The 19,845-nt window shown below is 32.0% G+C and carries 13 protein-coding genes; 9 read left to right on the top strand and 4 right to left on the bottom strand.

The annotated features are described in order from the left end of the window. Window positions 1-40: 40 nt before the first annotated feature. The 4 genes from HPY79_05550 to HPY79_05535 all read left to right on the top strand — a co-directional run bounded on the left by HPY79_05550 (window position 41) and on the right by HPY79_05535 (window position 7,526). Complete coding sequence (locus HPY79_05550) at window positions 41-877, top strand: LytTR family transcriptional regulator (GenBank protein ID NSW45259.1); 837 nt, start codon at window positions 41-43, stop codon at window positions 875-877. A 184-nt stretch (window positions 878-1,061) separates the two neighbouring features. Then, window positions 1,062-2,165 carry a nitronate monooxygenase gene (locus tag HPY79_05545; protein ID NSW45258.1) on the top strand — a complete coding sequence of 368 codons (1,104 nt, stop codon included), beginning with the start codon at window positions 1,062-1,064 and terminating at the stop codon, window positions 2,163-2,165. Window positions 2,166-2,302: 137 nt separating this feature from the next. After that, on the top strand, window positions 2,303-4,267 hold the full coding sequence (gene gyrB, locus HPY79_05540; protein NSW45257.1) for a DNA topoisomerase (ATP-hydrolyzing) subunit B: 1,965 nt from the start codon (window positions 2,303-2,305) through the stop codon (window positions 4,265-4,267). Window positions 4,268-4,598: 331 nt separating this feature from the next. Beyond that, a complete protein-coding gene (locus HPY79_05535) occupies window positions 4,599-7,526 on the top strand; it encodes an FAD-binding protein (GenBank protein NSW45256.1) in 2,928 nt (975 codons plus the stop codon). Here HPY79_05535 and HPY79_05530 read toward each other — a convergent pair. From HPY79_05530 to HPY79_05515, 4 genes are read right to left on the bottom strand one after another with little or no spacing between them, the layout of a single operon-like run. After that, a complete protein-coding gene (locus tag HPY79_05530; protein ID NSW45255.1) occupies window positions 7,516-8,574 on the bottom strand; it encodes a hypothetical protein in 1,059 nt (352 codons plus the stop codon). The two genes, HPY79_05535 and HPY79_05530, sit on opposite strands and share 11 nt — an antisense overlap. A gap of 45 nt (window positions 8,575-8,619) precedes the next feature. Beyond that, window positions 8,620-10,950 (bottom strand): penicillin-binding protein 1C, encoded by a 2,331-nt coding sequence (gene pbpC, locus HPY79_05525; GenBank protein ID NSW45254.1) that lies wholly within the window; start codon window positions 10,948-10,950, stop codon window positions 8,620-8,622. A gap of 1 nt (window position 10,951) precedes the next feature. Then, a complete protein-coding gene (mnmA, locus tag HPY79_05520) occupies window positions 10,952-12,034 on the bottom strand; it encodes a tRNA 2-thiouridine(34) synthase MnmA (protein NSW45253.1) in 1,083 nt (360 codons plus the stop codon). Next, a complete protein-coding gene (locus tag HPY79_05515; GenBank protein ID NSW45252.1) occupies window positions 12,024-12,869 on the bottom strand; it encodes a hypothetical protein in 846 nt (281 codons plus the stop codon). The genes mnmA and HPY79_05515 overlap by 11 nt, the downstream gene beginning before the upstream one ends. 173 nt (window positions 12,870-13,042) lie before the next feature. Here HPY79_05515 and HPY79_05510 point away from each other — a divergent pair, with 173 nt between their 5' ends. From HPY79_05510 to HPY79_05490, 5 genes are all read left to right on the top strand, one after another. Beyond that, window positions 13,043-13,450, top strand: a complete 408-nt coding sequence (locus tag HPY79_05510; GenBank protein NSW45251.1) for a hypothetical protein — start codon at window positions 13,043-13,045, stop codon at window positions 13,448-13,450. Window positions 13,451-13,452: 2 nt separating this feature from the next. Next, on the top strand, window positions 13,453-13,881 hold the full coding sequence (locus tag HPY79_05505; GenBank protein NSW45250.1) for a hypothetical protein: 429 nt from the start codon (window positions 13,453-13,455) through the stop codon (window positions 13,879-13,881). A 179-nt stretch (window positions 13,882-14,060) separates the two neighbouring features. Beyond that, window positions 14,061-15,284: a beta-lactamase family protein gene (locus HPY79_05500; GenBank protein NSW45249.1), complete on the top strand. Its 1,224-nt coding sequence runs from the start codon at window positions 14,061-14,063 to the stop codon at window positions 15,282-15,284. Window positions 15,285-15,366: 82 nt separating this feature from the next. Beyond that, on the top strand, window positions 15,367-18,171 hold the full coding sequence (locus HPY79_05495; protein ID NSW45248.1) for a TonB-dependent receptor: 2,805 nt from the start codon (window positions 15,367-15,369) through the stop codon (window positions 18,169-18,171). 253 nt (window positions 18,172-18,424) lie between these two features. Then, complete coding sequence (locus tag HPY79_05490; GenBank protein ID NSW45247.1) at window positions 18,425-19,840, top strand: T9SS C-terminal target domain-containing protein; 1,416 nt, start codon at window positions 18,425-18,427, stop codon at window positions 19,838-19,840. Window positions 19,841-19,845: the final 5 nt, after the last annotated feature.

Below are 19,845 nucleotides of genomic sequence, written 5' to 3'. Positions count from 1 at the left end.
CCAATCAAAATATTCGTATCTTCGCAGATATTTTTTATCCATGAAGTATTTCAAATTTTTAAATAAACCTTATCCATTTAATAATAATTTAAAGCAAAACGCTAAGATTATTTTTTTTCTTAGCTTGGGTATCATTGCTTTTCTCATGTTATTTCAACCTATTAACATCAATTCATTGTCGTTCACTCAAAAATTATATATCATTGCTGGATTTTTCATTATCAATCTATTTACATTAAGCACTAACCTATTAATTATACCTAATCTATTCCCTCGTTTATTTATACCGCATAAATGGAGAATTAAAAAGGAAATTCTATGGAATTTGTGGTTGTTGGTAAATATTTATTTTGGCGATTTTATTGTTTACTACAAAATATTGAATATTGTTGAGTTTAATTTCTACTTTTTTGTTAATTTATTACTCATTGCTACTATTCCCATATCTATTTTGATTGTGTATAACCGCAACAGGCTTTTGCGTAAACATGTTGAAAGTGCCAAAAGAATATCTGCCTATAAAAAAGGAAAAATTGAAAAAGTAATTACTATCGAATCCAATTATAAAAAAGATTCGCTAACTATTGCACTTCATAGTTTAGTGTATATTCAAGCTTCGGGAAATTATATTAACGTTTATTGGATGAACAACAACGAACTAAACCATCAATTAGTTCGAACAACCTTATCAAAAGTAAAATCAATTTTCGATGAAAATTCAGGCATTAAACAATGCCATCGCTCTTATTTGGTAAATATTCAATATATAAAAAAAATAAAAAGCAGTTACAACGAAAAAAATATTATTCTAACTATCAAAGATATCGAGCTTCCATTATCAAAAAGCTTTGAAAAATTATTTGAAGAATGGAAATAAACTTTTTTTTCGTCCCTAAGATAAAATCTTTTAATCACTATTTTTATCACATTTCATCCCTAATCCATATTAAAACGACTATTTAGTCGCTAATAGTATTCAAAGAAAAATAACGCTCACAAAATGCAGTACCTTTGCAATGTTAACCATTTATTTACATTTTATGTTTTATAGTCAAAACGTTATGAAGCCCATATCCATCGGCAACAAAATTTTAGAAACTCCCATTATACAAGGTGGCATGGGTGTTTGCGTTTCATTATCAGGTTTAGCTGCTGCAGTTGCCAATCAAGGTGGTGCAGGCGTTATTTCTGCTGTTGGTATTGGCATGACCGAACCCGGATACGAAAAAAACTTTCGTGAATCGAACCTTATAGGTCTTAGAAAAGAAATTCGCAAAGCTAAAAAAACAGCCATACGCGGCCTTCTTGGTGTCAATATTATGATGGCTGTTAGCGATTTTGACGATTTGCTTAAAGTTGCCATACAAGAAAAAATTGATTTAGTATTTATAGGTGCCGGTTTATTTTTAAAATTGCCCGAAAACCTTAGTTTTGAAATGATTGACAACGCCGGTACTAAAATTATACCTAAAGTATCTTCGGCAAGAGCCGCTCATCTTATTTTCGACTACTGGTCTAAACATTATCATAGAGTTCCCGATGCCATTGCCGTAGAAGGTCCATTAGCAGGGGGGCATTTAGGATTTAAAAAAACTGACATTGAAAACAACACCTTCTTATTGAGCGATATAATTAAGGAAACATACCAAGTAATTAAACCTTTTAGAGAAGAATACAAAACCAGCATACCCATAATAGCAGCCGGAGGAATATACACAGGAGAAGACATTGCAGCTATTATGAGCGTTGGCGCCGATGCTGTTAAATTGGGCTCACGTTTTGTGCCTACCTATGAATGCGATGCCGATTTGAACTTTAAAAAACAATATTTGTTTTCTGAAAAAGATGATATTTCCATTATACAAAGCCCTGTAGGTTTGCCTGGTAGAGCGTTTAAAAACGATTTCTTAGAAAAAGTCGAACATGGCGAAAAAATGCCCATTAACTGCCCTTGGAAGTGTTTAAAAACTTGCAACTACAAAGAAGCTCCCTACTGTATTGCCAAAGCATTATTTAACTCTGCCCAAGGCAATATGGAAAATGGATTTGCCTTTTGCGGAGCCAATGCCTATAAAACAAATAAAATTGAATCTGTAAAAGAAGTTTTTGATGAGCTTTTATTGCAATACAAAAAAGCTGTAATAAACTATAAAAAAGCTATTTAGCTTAAAAAAAATAAAATTTATCAAACCATTTTTCATTCTTAAAAAAGATATGAACAATTAATGGTTTTGATGTTGGTAACTAAAACACCCAATCACTTTATTTTGTAAATTTGCACTCCTTAAAAAAAACGATAAAAATGGAAGAAATTAACAACATCAACACAAAAACTAACGACTATTCGGCTGATAGCATTCAGGTTTTAGAAGGTCTTGAAGCAGTTAGAAAACGCCCTGCCATGTACATAGGCGACATTGGGGTTCGAGGTTTACATCATTTAGTATACGAAGTAGTTGACAACTCTATTGACGAGGCTCTCGCTGGATATTGCAAAAACATACTGGTAGAAATACACGAAAACGGTTATATTACAATAACTGACGATGGTCGTGGAATTCCGGTAGATATTCACGAAAAAGAAAAAAAATCTGCCCTTGAAGTAGTTCTTACCATTTTACATGCCGGTGGTAAATTTAATAAAGAATCATATAAAGTTTCGGGTGGTTTGCATGGTGTGGGGGTTAGCTGTGTAAATGCTTTGTCAAAACACTTAAAAGCTACCATTCATCGCGATGGCAAAATATACGAAATGGAATTTGCATATGGTAAAACCATTAAAGGATTAACCGTTGTTGGTGAATCCAATAAAACGGGTACCATTATTTCATTTCTTCCAGACGAAACAATTTTTACGCAAACAACTACATTTAACTACGACACATTAGCATCACGTCTTCGCGAATTAGCATTTCTAAATAAAGGCATTCGACTAACCATTATCGATTATCGTGATAAAGATGAAAATGGCAATCCTAATACCGATACTTTTTACAGCGAAGAAGGACTTAAAGAATTTGTACACTTATTAGACGAAAACCGACAACCCATTATTGACAATGTAATATATCTCGAAACTGAGAAACAAGGAATTCCTGTCGAAATTGCCTTACAATATAACTCATCATTCAATGAAAATGTACATAGCTATGTTAATAACATTAACACACACGAAGGAGGAACACATTTAGCAGGCTTTAGAAGAGGTTTAACCCGTACCCTCAAATCGTATGCTGAAAAAAATGGAATGCTCGAAAAACTTAAATTCGAAATAAGTGGCGATGACTTTCGCGAAGGACTTACTGCTGTCATCTCTGTAAAAGTAGCAGAACCTCAATTCGAAGGACAAACCAAAACTAAACTTGGCAATTCTGAAGTAATGGGAGCGGTTGACCAAGCAGTTAGCGAAATGCTTAGTATTTACTTAGAGGAAAATCCTAAAGATGCCAAATCAATAGTCAATAAAGTAATATTAGCAGCTACAGCCCGACATGCTGCACGCAAAGCACGTGAATTGGTTCAACGCAAAGGAGCGCTTAGTGGTAGTGGCTTACCTGGCAAATTAGCCGATTGCAGCGAAAAAGACCCTGCCAAATGCGAACTTTTTTTAGTCGAAGGAGATTCGGCAGGCGGTACTGCCAAACAAGGACGCGATAGAAATTTTCAAGCCATCCTTCCATTAAGAGGTAAAATTTTGAATGTTGAAAAAGCAATGCTTCACAAAATATACGAAAGCGAAGAAATTAAAAACATTATCACGGCACTCGGTGTTCAAATTGGAACTGAAGAAGACAACCGAGCACTCAACCTCGATAAACTACGCTATCATAAAATCATCATTATGACCGATGCTGATGTTGACGGTAGCCATATTGCCACACTCATTATGACCTTATTCTTTCGTTATATGAAAGAATTAATTGAAAAAGGATATTTATATTTGGCTACTCCTCCACTTTACCTAGTAAAGAAAGGCAAAGAAGAACATTATTGTTGGACCGAAGAAGAACGCGAACGACTTGTTTTTGAATTAGGTAAAGGCAAAGATGGTTCTGTTCATATTCAACGATACAAAGGTCTTGGTGAAATGAATGCTGAGCAATTATGGGAAACAACCATGAATCCTGCTAAACGAACATTAAAACAAGTTACCATAGAAAGTGCAGCCGAAGCAGACCGAATTTTCTCCATGCTTATGGGCGACGACGTCCCACTACGCAGAGAGTTTATTGAAAAACATGCTAAACATGCTAAAATTGATATTTAAATCCAGTGCTGTCCAAAATAATTTAAAAATAAAATTTTTGATATTGATAATCAATGATGTAAGTTTTAATTTTAAGTACCCAGAAAATAATGATAGTTGAGGATTGTAATTTTTTTTAGTTTTAACAAATAGCAGGTTTAACCATTGCCATCAATCAATTTATAAAAGAAAGATTACTTATTCTTCTCAACTAAATGAGAATAAAAAAGATTTTTGCAAAGATCTCCATTTTTGCTTTTTTAAATAGACAATTAAAAAAATACTAAATCAGTATTGAAATTTAGTAAAAGAAGAATTAAAAAATTATCATTTACTTTGCCTAAAAAAAAAGATGAACGATATAATAGAAAAAATAAAAACATCGTTTAGCGGTGAAATTTATACCTCGTTCACATACAAAACCCTCTATGCAACCGATGCTTCGGTTTATCGCGAAATGCCTATAGGCGTTGCTTACCCTAAAAATAAAGACGATATTGCTACACTTATTCAATTAGCCAATGAGAATAATATTGCTTTAATTCCAAGAGGAGCGGGCACTTCTCTTGCCGGTCAGGTAGTTGGTAGCGGGTTAGTGGTTGATATATCGAAGTATATGAATCAAATACTCGAAATAAATCTCGAAGAACATTGGGTAACTGTTCAACCAGGTGTAATTTTAGATGAACTTAATAAGCAATTAGCTCCCTACGGTTTATTTTTTGGACCTGAAACATCTACATCTAATCGTTGCACTATAGGCGGCATGATTGGAAATAATTCGTGTGGTGCTCGTTCATTAATATATGGAAGCACTCGAGACCATCTTCTTGAGGTAAGCGGATTTCTTGCCGACGGCACTTTTACCACTTTTAAAGCCTTAAGTAACGATGAATTTGAAGCTAAATGCCAACTACAAACCTTAGAAGGCAATATTTATAGGCAATTAAAATATTGGTTATCTGATATATCGATACAAAACAAAATAAAAGAAGCTTATCCCGACAGTCGCTTGGCAAGACGAAATATGGGGTATGCCTTAGATTTATTATTACAATGCTCTGTTTTTAATAGCACTTCAACTGAAAAAATTAATCTCTGCAAGCTAATTGCTGGAAGCGAAGGAACACTTTTCTTTATAACTGAAGCAAAATTAAATTTAGTTGCAACTCCCCCTAATTGCGTTGGATTATTATGTGTTCACTTAAACCATCTGCACGAGTCGTATAAAGCCAATCTCGTTGCTTTAGCTTATCAACCTACAAGCGTTGAACTTATGGATAACACCATTTTACAATTAGCTTCTAAAAATAAAGAACAACTCAGTAATCGCTATTTCGTTGAAGGCAACCCTGCCAGCATTTTAATTGTTGAATTTGTATCATCAAACTACGACGACATACGTAATAAAGCTCAAAACCTTATTATTGATTTAAAATCGAAAGGATTAGGTTATGCATTCCCTTTAATAGAAGGAAATAACACAAAAAAAGTTTGGAACTTACGTAAAGCTGGCTTAGGAGTTTTAAGCAATATGGAAGGTCATAAAAAGCCTGTAGCCGTTATTGAAGATACTGCCGTACACCCTGAGTTCCTTGCCGATTATATGCACGATATGGAACAAATGTTAAATCGTTTAGGTTTATCGTGTGTTTACTATGCTCATATTGGCACTGGTGAAATACACCTTCGACCTGTACTTAATTTAAAATCAAACAATGATAAAAAAATTTTCCGTCAAGTAGCCGAACAAACAGCTCAATTAGTAAAAAAATATAAAGGTTCACTCAGCGGCGAACATGGTGATGGACGACTAAGAGGTGAATTTATACCATTTATGTTTGGTGACGAGGTGTATCAAATACTTAAAAAACTGAAATATACTTGGGACGTAAAAAATATATTCAACCCTGGTAAAATTATCGATACTCCTCCTATGGATAGCAATCTTCGCTTTCACGATAATTATACTGATACTGCAAAAACAACATTTTTTGATTTTAAAAACGATGGTGGTTATTTAGCTGCTATTGAAAAATGTAACGGGAGTGCCGATTGTCGAAAATCAGCAGAAATGGGTGGTACAATGTGCCCAACCTATATGGCAACTCGCAACGAAACCCATACTACACGAGCACGAGCCAATATGTTAAGAGAAATTTTAAGTACACACTCAAATCCTTACAAAAATAAAGAACTCTATCAAATACTCGATTTGTGCCTATCATGCAAAGCTTGTAAGACCGAATGTCCATCAAATATTGATATGGCTAAATTCAAAGCCGAATATCTTCAACATTATTATGAAAAACACCGTATTCCAATCAGAAATTGGACGGTAGCTCATATCACTAAACTATATCAATTAGGAAAAATAATTCGACCTATAACAAATTTTATTCTAAAAAATAACCATACTAAATCGATTTTAAAATCTACACTTAAAATTGCCCCTAACCGTAATTTTCCAACATTAGCCAAACAATCGTTTTATCAATGGAGCAAAAAACATTCAACCATTAAAGAACAATACGACGTTTACCTCTTTAACGATGAATTCACCAATTATTTAGAAAGTGATTTAGGCATATATGCTGTTTTATTGCTTGAAAGATTAGGTTATAAGGTACACATATTACCACCCATGGAAAGTGGAAGAACTTATATTTCTAAAGGTTTAATAAAAAAAGCACAACGTATTGCATCTAACAATATTAACAAAATTGTTTCGCTTGTATCACCTTATAGTGCCATTATAGGCATAGAACCTTCTGCCATATTAAGCTTTAGAGACGAGTATCTTGATTTTTCAAACCCAAAGCAAATTGCTATTTCACAACAAATAGCTCGTCAAACATACACCATCGAAGAATTTATTGTAAAAGAATTTAATAAAGGGAAAATAAATCGCGATTATTTTACAGATCAGCCACAAAAGATATTGGTTCATGTACATTGTCAATTTAAAGCGATTGCTCAAAAACAAATAATTATTGACTTTTTGAGTATTCCAAAAAACTTTAACGTTAAGGAAATTCCTAGTAGTTGTTGTGGTATGGCTGGCAGCTTTGGCTTTGAGAAAGAACATTACAATCTTTCGATGCAAATCGGAGATATAATTTTATTCCCAACCATTCGAAAGGCTTCAAAGGACACTATTATTGCAGCCAATGGCACTAGTTGTCGACAACAAATAAAAGATGGAACAGGAATTATTGCCAAACACCCTGTACAAATTATATACGAAGCATTAAAAAAAGAAAGTACAATTACTCAATAAAATTGATATCCCCGTATTTAGCAACAATATTTACCTGCGATGAAGCTCCTTTTATACAGCCTACTGTTCCGTTTGTTTTCATCGAGGTAGGAGTAATAATATTATCAACATTGCTTCGACGAGGCAAATTATTTTTACCATATTCAACAGTGGAACTTATTTTAAAACAAGATTGCGAATTTATTTTTGCTGTAAAATCGGAATAATACAAATCGCATGTTACCGAAGTAAACTCTTCATATAAATCTTTGATATATATAGGTGAATATTTGGCTGTAGCTTGAAATTCTGTTTTTAAAAAACCAATATTAACATGCGAATAATTGATATCCGAATTAAATTTTGATATATTTTTAAGCTCTATTTGGTCGTATTTTGAAGTAATTTTTAGCGAATAAATATCGTCTATGATCACATCCGAATACTTCGATTGTAAAATTATTCCAATCGCCTTATTAACTTTTAACACACTATAATCTGCTTCAATATTAAGCCAGTTCGCCTTTTGAATACTGCACGAAGCATAAGCTAAATCTAATTGTGGAATAGGTTTCGACTCATCTGCAGTTAATTGATTGATCGTACATTTACCATACCTTAACTTAATATCAATAGCTCCCGAAGTCTCAGTTAGAATAATATCTCCATATTTATTTTTAATATTTAGGTTTAAATACACCGGTATTTTTAAATGATAATGTATTTTAAATGTTGACCGCCCATTATTAAACGATTTATCTAACATATCACGATTAACAAGTGAAATGAATTTAACTAAACTAGAATCAGCAAAAGTATTTAATGTAAAAGCTTGTAAAAATTGTTTAGCCTTTTCGATCTTAGGTGTAATTACTTCAAATGTTACCTGCGCTTCCACATTATTTTGATTCCATAGTTCAAATTCTATATCCCCATTAAAGTTTTCTATATATAATGTAGTAGTAGTAGTAACAGGGAAATTCTTAACGATATGGGTTGTATATATTTGTTTTTGAGCCAACAATACAGCCGAATATATTAATAAACAGAAAGTTACAAGCGTCTTCATAGTTATATTTTTTTGATGCAATTATATTTCAAACTCTATGCCATTTTAAGGCTCATTTACTACATTAAATTCTATTTGTTTTGTTTCGCCATACTCATCTTGAACAGTAATGGTATGTTTCCCCATAGTTGTGGCGATAGGCATCTGATGTTTATTTTGCGTTTGTCCGATAAATTTACCGTCTAAATACCAATAAACAATAGTCGAAACAAAACGATGACTTACTTCGAACAAAGTGCTACTATAAGTACCATCAAGGTTACGAGGTATAATCACATTTGTATATTGTTGCGGATAAACAAAATCAATATTTTGCTTTGATTCTATATGTGATTGCTCGCAATCGTTACGATAGGCAGGTAACGTTTTATACCAAGCATTATGTTTTCGATAATAAAATTCCATAGTAGGGGGCAAAACAAAGAATACTTTTTTTACCATATTATGTACCGATTCACAATCGCTATGCACACGATATGTAGCTGAACTATCTAAAAAAAACTCCCTATGGTAAGGGCAAACTTTAACTTTAATACTTGTTTTAGGGGCAAGGCTTTTTACTTTATCGGTACACCATATCGAAGCAGGATATCCACTTTGCCTGCATGTTTCGATCAATTGTAAATCATCATATGGGGTAGCAAACCATTTATTAGTATAGGGTAGAATAGAAAACACTTCGAATAATATAGGTGCTGCTTTTTTAATACCAGTCAACTCTGCACTACCCTCACCTGTTGCATTTCCAACCCAAACAGCTACTACATATTCAGGAGTCACTCCCACAGCCCAAGCATCACGAAATGCAAAACTAGTTCCTGTTTTCCAAGCTATTTTTTGTTTCGTATCAAAAAAATACCAATAACGTTCATTTTCGGGACGTTCTACATCGAGCATTGCATTAAAAGTTAACCAACACGAAGCTTTACTTAATAATGTATTATCCTGATTATCCTCAATCTCATCTATCAAATAAGAAAATCGAAAATTATCATTAGATTTATGAGTCAACTTCCAAGCCATTTTTGCATATGCCATTACTAACTCGCTCATTTTAATTTCGCAACCTCCCAAAATTAACGATAAGCCATAATAATCTTGTGAACGGTTGATGGTAGTAAAACCTAATTCTTTTAAATTATCAATAAAACGTTGTATGCCATACCATTGTAACATTTTAACAGAGGGCACATTTAATGAGCGTGCCAATGCTGTATGAGCTCTCACTGCCCCATCGTAACCTCGATTAAAATTTTTAGGTGCAAAATTTCCTATTTGTATGGGTACATCGGGTATGAGCATATCGGGCAGCAACTCTCCTTCGTTGAGCATTGTAGCATATAAAAATGGCTTTAAAATACTTCCTCCACTTCGTTTTGACTCTATAATATTAACGTAATGTGCATTGTTTTGATTGCTTTGTTCTTTATAATTACCTACATATGCTATTACTTTACCATCTTTAAGCCGATAAACCATTAATGCCACATTTTTTATATTATTGGCTTTATATTCATCTTTGTAACGTTCTAAAATCTCATAAATTGATACCTGTATATTTTCTTCAATACTAGTTTTAAATAAGGTTTGATTGGGATATTTCTTTATAAGATATTGCAACAAATGTGGCGTTTGATGTGGAAAATCTAAACTTACTTCGGGAATATCTTCTTCAATGCTAAGCTCATACGTTTGCTTATCTATAACATGTACATCATATAGTAATTTTAACAAACGATTACGCTTTATTTTTAATTTTTGTTTATTTTTTGAAGGATGAATATTAGCTGGATTATTTGGAATTGTTGCCAGCATAGTACTTTCTGCCCACGATAACGAAGAAGCCGAACAACCAAAATATTTCCAAGCAGCAGTTTCAATTCCTACTATATTTCCGCCAAAAGGAGCATTCTGGAGGTATAGCTTCAGTATTTCTTCTTTTGACATAGTAAATTCCATATACCATGCCAATAATATTTCTTTAATTTTTTGAGTTAAGGTTCTATGATTATTTTTATAATAAAGGCGTGCAACTTGCATCGAAATAGTACTACCACCGCTAATCACTTTATGATGTTTTATATTTTGGTATAAAGCACGAATTAATGAAGCATAATCTACACCTTTATGATAATAATAACGTTTGTCTTCTAACAATAACAATGCAATAATTACTTTATGTGGCATTTCATTTTGAATCATAGGAATGCGCCACTGACCATCTTGGGCTACCATAGCATCTAACAACTTGCCGTTACTCGAATATAAAGCATAACTATACGGACTATTAAATTCTATTTTAGGTAAAATATGCGGAATAATAAAAATTAGCAATAATAAAAAAAGTATAAATAACAGGCGTTTAAATAGTTTCATATTAAACAATAATACCACCAGCTAATACTTCGTCGTTTTTATAAAATACTGCTGACTGTCCGGGTGTAACTGCATATATCGGATCAATAGGTTTAACTATAATTTGACCTTTATGGTTATTATATACCTTTGCTTTTATGGGTTTAGTCCGATATCGAATCTTGACTTCGACCTCCATTTCATCAGTAAATGCATCTATTGCAACCATATTAATTTGTGCTACATTAAATGATTTTTTCTGTAATTCCTCATATTTGCCTAATACAATTTCGTTTGTATCTTTACGAATCTCTACAATATAATAAGGTTCGCCTAAGGCAATACCTAATCCCTTTCGCTGTCCAACTGTATAGAAAGCTATTCCATGATGCTGCCCCACAATTTTTCCATCTGTAGTAATAAAATTTCCTTTTTTTATTTTGTTTTGAATTTCAATTATATGTTCTTTTAAAAAAGAACGATAATCATTATTAGGCACAAAGCATATTTCTTGACTTTCACGTTTTTCGGCTAATTTAAAAAAACCTTTTTTTTTAGCTATTGACCTTACTTGTTCCTTAGTAAGCTCGCCCAGAGGGAATATGGTTTTTGCTAACTGTTCCTGAGTTAACATCCATAAAAAATAACTTTGATCTTTTAACTCATCTTTACCTTTAGCTAAAACATATCGGTTATTTTTTTTATATACTCTTGCATAATGACCCGTTGCAACATAATGACATCCTTTTTCGACAGCAAAATCGAGCACTTTGCCCCATTTTATTTCTGCATTACATAATACGCAAGGATTAGGCGTTTTTCCATCAATATACTGATTAATAAAATTATTTATAACTGTATCGGCAAAATACTCACGATAATCGAGAATATAATGCTCAACACCTTGTTGTTCTGCAAAATATTTTGCTTCGGCTATGGTTTCAATACTACAACATCCCTTCATTTTATCGAGACAACTTTGCTGAATAGAATCGTAAACTCTAAACGTTGCTGCTATAATATCAAAACCTTGTTCTTTTAATAAAAGTGTAGAAAGTGAGCTATCAATACCTCCACTTACACAAACTAAAACTTTAGTACTCATTTTGTGGTTGCTGACTTTTTTGTTTCGGCGTATAAAAATCTTCTTCAGTAGGTTCGGGAATTTTTCCTTTCATTTGTTCCCATTTTTTCATTTGCTGCTTAAACTCTTCATTATATTTTTCTTCGTTTTTGAGTTTTCCGTGATAATATTCCATCTCTTTTTCAACTTTCCCATCTTTGTTGTATATGGTCCATTTACCATGAGGTAAATCGCTAAAATATTCACCTTTAAGATAAGTTTTTCCATTGTCGAAATAAACATTTATTGGACCATATCGAACCCCTTTTTTGTAAGTAATTTCCAGACGAACCAATCCACTAATATCTTCCCAGTATTCCTTATAAATACCATCTAATTTACCATCGTTATATGGTGCACATTTCGAACGATTACCATTTCTAAAATATGCTACTGTATTACCATTTAAAACTCCATTTTTATACGATTCTTTTAAAAGCAAAGCTCCATCAGTTCCATAATACTCCCATATGCTATCTTTAATGTTTTGATTTATGTATTTTCCTTTAGCCATTAGTTTTCCATTATCCCAATACAATTTTGCATATCCAATGGACCCATCGGCATTGTAGTTTATATCCGCTTTTAAGGCGCCAGAATAATACCATCGTTTATAATTACCAACCAATTTATTATTTTTAAAATAACCAATATAAGCTATTTTTTCTTTATCATATTTTCGAATCCATTTACCTTGTTTGTTGCCTTGAATATCAGTGTAATTTATAATGCTATCATTTCCGGGCTGTCCAACATTTTGAGCAACAGCAAATTGATAAATCAAAAATAATATCAGTATAATAAAATATCGATACATCGTTTTTTGGATACTAACTCAACTTTTACATAAAAAGTACACAAACCTACATATTTTTTTCGATATAAATAAACAAAGAAGAGTGTTTGTAAATAAAAATCTTTAAAGGCTCCTAACATTTTTAATTTCAAAAGATTTTGTATATTTGCACTAGTAATCAAAAAATTAACAAAATGAAAACTTTAATAAGCCTTTTTGCTTTTTTCCTATTCACTATGACAATATATAGTCAAAACACTGAAATTAACAAAGACGAACACGCAAAATCAAAAAAAGAAATTGATAAGATTTTAGAAAGCCCATCAAATGATACACTTATGGAAGGAAACAACAAAGACAACATCATACCAGAAGAAGAATCTGATTCGAAAAAAGAAATAGAACAACCCTTAGACGCCCCTTCACCCCAAAAAGGAGTATTTAATGTAAAAAGCGAACCCGTTCCTGGAGCAGAAATAATTATTGATAATATACCTCCCAAAAAAGATAAAAAAAATAAAAACAAGTCAACTCAAAATAATACTCCTCTAAACCAAGAAAATAAATCGGAAAAAAGCATTGATAAACCTAAAAATGAATAATAATGAAAATATTTATTTTACGTTTTAGCATAATTATTTTTACCTTATTTATTATTAGCTGCAAAAAATACCCCGAAGGACCAACCATTAGCTTTATATCTAAAACAGAACGCTTATCGAACACCTGGCGCGTAAAACAATATTTTGAAAACGGAATAGATAAAACCAACGATTTTAACAATGTTTTTCAAAATTATGTACTTACTATAAAAAAAGATTATACATATACGCTTACCTATAAAGCCTTTGGAATAATTAACTATAGCGAAAACGGTTCTTGGGCATTTAATTCAAATAAAACAGGCGTAATTTTTAATAATAATGCTAATAATAACACTACCAACTGGAGTATATTAAAACTCATGGAAAAAGAACTCTGGGGAAAATATATTGATAGTAATAAAACGATTGAAGTACATTTAATCCCCTAAATCCTAATTATATAAGCATTCTCAAATCTATCATAATATTTTGATTTATATTTAATTATATTTTTTAATTAAAAAGCTGTAAAAACTTATTTTGTAGAATTATTGAACTTTTAAAAAAAATACTTGTTTTTTACAATTTTATTTGCCATTTTGCGAAAAAAATCACTTAAAAAGTCAACATGCGTAAGGTTGTAGTATCGTTATTAATTATAATTATCGTGTTTATTGTATTTTATGCTGCTCAATCTTCATCCGTTCGAAAAACAAACCAAGCCCAAATTGCAATCATTAAAAAGCCAAGTCCTCCAATTGAAAAATTCTTTATTTCAAAACAAACATTTTATATTAGAAAAAAATTAGCTGATTTTTTTAAAAAACAATTCATTTGGGGAAATTTTGCTGGAGCTGTATTAGTAAGCTACAAAGGACAAATAATATATAAAGATGCTTTTGGGTATGCCAATCGTAAATTAAAAAATCCTATAACTACTCAAACTGCTTTTCAAATTGGTTCTGTTTCGAAACAATTTACTGCTGTTGCTATTTTGCAATTAATAGCTCAAGGAAAACTTTCGCTCAATACTGACATTAGAACTATTTATCCAAGTTTTCCTTATGCCGGAATTACTATACGTATGCTCCTCACCCATCGTTCTGGTTTGCCAAATTATATATATCAACTCGAAAATTCCCCTCTAAACAAAAATGAGCTTATAAACAATCAACAAGTTGTAGAATACATGACTCAACTTAACGAAAAATGTTATGCTCGTCCCAATAAACAATACCAATACAGCAATACCGGCTATGTAATTTTAGCTGCAATAATAGAAAAAATATCGGGGCTAACTTTCGATGAATATGTTAAAAAAAATATATTTGAACCTTTAGACATGAAACACAGTTTTTTCTACAACGATGTATATGAAAATAAAATACCTGATAATATTTCAGTAGCAACCGGTTACCTATCTCCTTATCAAGAAGCTAAATTCTGTTATTTAAACGGTGTAAAAGGCGATAAAGGAATTTTTACTACTATCGACGATTTACATAAATGGGACACTTCATTATACAAAGGTTATATTTTACCTAAAAATTTCATCGACAGTGCTTTTTCAAAACAAACTAGAACTCGCTTAAGCAATGTTTTTTATGGCTTTGGATGGAAAATGTATTTTTTAAACGACACCATGCCCATATATTTCCATTCGGGTTGGTGGCAAGGATACCAGTCGGTAATTATGCATATCCCTCACGACACTATTACCATAGTGGCTTTAAAAAATAAAAAAACAGATCATCCCATTAATCAAAGAGCCATCATAGACATTTTATACCCTAACAATCATTTTTGGCAAAAATCTAAAGCACAGAAACCTGAGCCAAACGAAGACGAATAGAAAGTCTTAACAATTTCTTAAAGTTGACTTAACCATAACTTTGCATAAAAAATCTTCATTTGTATAGATAATTTTATGTAGTATGAGAAGATTTTTTAGCATTGTATTTTTATTGAGTTGCATTGGATTAAATGCTCAACAACATGCAATTTTAAGCGGTAAAGTTTTTGACAAAAAAACCAAAGAAACACTTCCAGGTGCATCGGTTTTTATTATTGGAACATCGTGGGGAGCTTCGACCGACCTAGATGGACAATTTAAAATAACCAATGTGCCCAAAGGTATTTACGATATTGTTGTAAGTTATGTTGGTTACGAACCCGATACGCTAAAAAAATTTAATATTAGCACCAATACCCCTAACTTAGAATTATACCTAAACGAAAGTTCGCTTAACTTAAACGAAGTTAGTGTTTTAGCTCAACGTGTAGTACACACCGAAGCATCCGTTATTCAAGACATAAAAAAAAGTGAACAAGTTGTAAATGGAGTTTCTAACGAACAAATTACAAAAAATCAAGATAAAAATACAGCCGAAGTCGTTAAGCGTATTCCCGGCATTACCATTACCGACAATCGCTTTGTAACAATTAGAGGATTATCCGATCGTTATAATACCACCTTACTAAACGAAGGTACAGCACCCAGTTTTGAAAATGATAAAAAAGCCTTTGCTTTCGATATGCTTCCATCGAGCATTGTTGAAAGAATCATGGTATATAAAACCGGATCGGCTGAGCTACCTGGCGATTTTAGTGGTGGAGCTATTCAAGTATTTACAAAAAAATATGTTGATAGCAATTTTACAAATATAACCTATGGAACCAAATATAACCAATATACAACTTTTAATACATTTAAAACCGATCAACACGGAAAAACTGAATTTTTAGGATTTAATAATGGTTATAGAAACTTACCCGATCATTTTCCAGCCAACCTAAATACATTAAGTAATAATGAAGTTTTTGAAGCTTCAAAAAAATTATCTAATAATTGGGCGTTAAAATCAAAAAATGCTTTACCTGACCAAAGTTTTAATTTTACACTTGGCAGAAAACTACATTTATTTAATACTTCGGGCGTTTCATTTACATCAATAGGATACTCTACTAGCAAACAATCGTATATTGCTGATATGTATAACTACAACTCGTATGATATGCAAACACAACACAGCGATACCATTTATCACTATACCGACCACATTTATCAAGAAAAAAACAATTTAATTGGACTTCAAAATTTTGTCTTTAATATTTCTTCAAAAAATATTGTAGAATTTAAAAATCTTTTAAGTCAAAGTAATAGCAATCAAACCGTATATAGAGAAGGTATTAATTTCGAAGAAGGTTCTTTAGTTAGAAATTATTCTTTCAATTATCAAGAACGAACATTATACAATACACAATTACAAGGAGAACATAACTTTAATAACGATTTAAGTAGTTTAACTTGGAATACATTTTATTCATATACATTAAATAATCAGCCTGATTATAGAAGAATAAGAACAACCAAAAGTATTGGTGATGATTCTAATCAAAATTATCAGGTTATCATTGCTCCTTCTGCATCGACTTTAGATGCAGGCAGATTTTTTGCTAAACTCAACGAAAACACTTTTGGAGGTAATATCAATTATAAACAAACTTTTGTAAATAATGAACAAACTGAATTATTTAAAATAAAAGGTGGAGTTGGAATGGAATCAAGAAAAAGAACTTTCAAAGCTCGATGGATGTCATACAAAAAAGCCAATAGTTCAAGTTTCGATAACAGCCTTTTAAACGAAAGCATTGACCAACTTTTTACCGAACAAAATATGAACAGCAACGGATTTTTACTTACCGAAGGAACAAATCCAAGCGATCAATATACTGCAGAAAACAATCAATTGTTTGCCTATGCGTCTATATCATTTAAGCTCATAAAAAAAATTCAGGTTATTGCTGGTATTAGGAATGAATACAATATACAATCTTTATATAGTAGAAATTATAGCAATAAAGCCGTTGTTGTTGAAAATCCAATATTTTCAATTTTACCATCTTTAAATACAACATATGCTTTCAATGATAAAAATATTTTACGTTTGGCATATTTTAAATCGATTAACCGTCCAGAATTTAGAGAGCTAGCTCCATTTTCGTATTATGATTTTAGTTTAAACAATGTTTTAATTGGTAACGAATCATTAAAAGATGCCAATATACATAATCTTGATTTACGCTGGGAATATTACCCTGAACCTACCGAAATTATTAATATTGGTTTGTTCTATAAAAAATTTAGTAATGCTATTGAAATGTACTATATACCAGGCTCAGGAAGCGGTGGAACAAGAAATTTTACTTATAGAAATGCACCATCGGCCTCTAATTATGGTATTGAAACTGAAATAAGAAAATCACTTGCAACATTGCTGCCCAAAAATAAATTTTTTGAGAAAACCGGTATTCTTGTAAATGCAGCGTACATATATAGCATCGTTAATTTAGGTGAAGAAGCAAAAGGACAACATTCGCAACGCCCATTAATGGGACAATCACCTTATATTATCAATGCAGGTTTTTATTATCAAAATTCATATACTGGATTACAAGCAAATTTAGTTTACAACATCATAGGAAAACGCATATATGTGGTTGGTACTTACGGTACTGCTAATATCTACGAACTTCCAAAAAATAACTTAGATTTAACCATAAGTTATAAATTTTCACGTAACTTTAAAGTTACATTAAATATTAACAATTTATTAAATGCTGCCTCACATTTTATGCAAGATTCTAACGAAGATGGTAAAATCAACATAAACGACGAAACCATTGCTAAATACAAAACTGATAGAAATGTTAATGTAGGTCTATCATTAAATTTTTAAACAATATTTAATTATCTCTAATTAATAAGAAAATGTCTCAAGATAAAGCTGTCATAATTAAATGACAGCTTTTATTATTAATTTTCAATTAAACTAATCCATTTAAAGCTTTAAAAATTTATGTTAATAAACATAAATTTAAACATTTTGAAACTTAAACAAATTAAGGGTTAACAATAAAATAACATTAGCTTTATATTTACTTAATAGTATATAAATTTCTTTGAAAAGATAAATTTAAAAACTTTTATTTATGAAACAAAAAGTAACATTATTACTAATTTTAGCAAGTTTTGTACTTATTTCAGGTACATTTACATCGTGTAAAAAGAAAGAAGGTTGTACAGACAAAACAGCGTTAAATTACGACCCCGATGCCGAAAAAGATGATGGTTCATGTCAATATTGTACCGATTGCGATACATCGACTATTATTTTACAAGGAAGTATTACTACCAGTCAAACCTTAAAAGCAAATCATAAATATTTATTAAAAGGTTTTGTTTATGTAGAATCTGGTGTTACATTAACCATTGAACCCGGAACCATAATTAAAGGCGACAAAGACACTAAAGGTTCTTTAATTATTAAAAGAGGTGGACAAATTAATGCAGTAGGTACAGCTCAAAAACCTATAGTATTTACATCAAACAAACCAGCTGGACAACGCGATTATGGCGACTGGGGAGGAATTATAATATGTGGTAAAGCTCCCGTAAACCTTCCTGGTGGCGAAGGTTTAATTGAAGGCGGACCAGATGCTTATTACGGAGGTACCGATCCTCATGATAATTCCGGCAAACTAAAATATGTTCGTATAGAATTTGCTGGTATTGCATTCCAACCTAATCAGGAAATAAATGGCTTAACACTAGCAGGTGTTGGCGACCAAACAGAAATAGATTATGTACAAGTATCGTTTAACGGCGACGACTCATACGAATTCTTTGGTGGAACTGTAAATGTTAAACATCTTATTTCATTCAGAGGATGGGACGATGAATTTGATACCGACAACGGTTGGAGTGGTATGGCACAGTTTTGCTTCGCTTTACGCGATCCTAATATCGCTGACCAATCAGGATCAAATGGATTCGAAAGCGATAACGATGCACAAGGCACAACTGCAGAACCATTTACAAGCGGCATTTTCTCAAATGTTACTATTCTTGGTCCTATGAATCCCAATAATTCGACTTACAACCAACAATACAAACGCGGTGCACATTTACGTAGAAATACAAAAATTAAAATACTTAACTCTGTTATTTGTGGTTATCCTGTTGGTCTATTAATTGACGGTACTTATGCCGAAAACAATGCTCAAAATGGCGATTTAATTTTTAGAGACAATTATATCGTTGGTTGTACTTCGAATTTAGCTGTAGCAAGCGGAAGTAGCTTCGATATTCAAACATGGTTCAACACACAAGGATACAACAACCAAATTGCAACATTCGACAATATTTTATTAAATGCAAATGCATGGAATTTAACCAACCCATCAGTTCTTCCACAAGCAAATTCACCTCTATTAACAGGAGCTAACTTTAATCATTCAGTATTACAAAATCCATTCTTTGAAATTGTAAACTTTAAGGGTGCTTTTGGAAATTCAGATTGGACAGCAGGTTGGGCAAACTTTGATCCTCAAAATACCAATTACTAATCTCC

Source organism: Bacteroidales bacterium (genome assembly GCA_013314715.1).
Taxonomy (GTDB): domain Bacteria; phylum Bacteroidota; class Bacteroidia; order Bacteroidales; family GWA2-32-17; genus Ch61.
Note: the sequence above shows the minus strand (reverse complement) of the source record. Positions and strands in the feature narration are given on the sequence as shown.

Excerpts from the sequence above, each read along its gene's own strand:
- HPY79_05535 (NSW45256.1), top strand. The coding sequence starts at position 4,599 with ATGAACGATATAATAGAAAAAATAAAAACATCGTTTAGCGGTGAAATT.
- HPY79_05500 (NSW45249.1), top strand. The coding sequence starts at position 14,061 with ATGCGTAAGGTTGTAGTATCGTTATTAATTATAATTATCGTGTTTATT.
- HPY79_05505 (NSW45250.1), top strand. The coding sequence starts at position 13,453 with ATGAAAATATTTATTTTACGTTTTAGCATAATTATTTTTACCTTATTT.
- gyrB (NSW45257.1), top strand. The coding sequence starts at position 2,303 with ATGGAAGAAATTAACAACATCAACACAAAAACTAACGACTATTCGGCT.
- HPY79_05490 (NSW45247.1), top strand. The coding sequence starts at position 18,425 with ATGAAACAAAAAGTAACATTATTACTAATTTTAGCAAGTTTTGTACTT.
- HPY79_05530 (NSW45255.1), bottom strand. The coding sequence starts at position 8,574 with ATGAAGACGCTTGTAACTTTCTGTTTATTAATATATTCGGCTGTATTG.
- HPY79_05510 (NSW45251.1), top strand. The coding sequence starts at position 13,043 with ATGAAAACTTTAATAAGCCTTTTTGCTTTTTTCCTATTCACTATGACA.
- HPY79_05550 (NSW45259.1), top strand. The coding sequence starts at position 41 with ATGAAGTATTTCAAATTTTTAAATAAACCTTATCCATTTAATAATAAT.
- pbpC (NSW45254.1), bottom strand. The coding sequence starts at position 10,950 with ATGAAACTATTTAAACGCCTGTTATTTATACTTTTTTTATTATTGCTA.
- HPY79_05515 (NSW45252.1), bottom strand. The coding sequence starts at position 12,869 with ATGTATCGATATTTTATTATACTGATATTATTTTTGATTTATCAATTT.
- HPY79_05495 (NSW45248.1), top strand. The coding sequence starts at position 15,367 with ATGAGAAGATTTTTTAGCATTGTATTTTTATTGAGTTGCATTGGATTA.
- mnmA (NSW45253.1), bottom strand. The coding sequence starts at position 12,034 with ATGAGTACTAAAGTTTTAGTTTGTGTAAGTGGAGGTATTGATAGCTCA.
- HPY79_05545 (NSW45258.1), top strand. The coding sequence starts at position 1,062 with ATGAAGCCCATATCCATCGGCAACAAAATTTTAGAAACTCCCATTATA.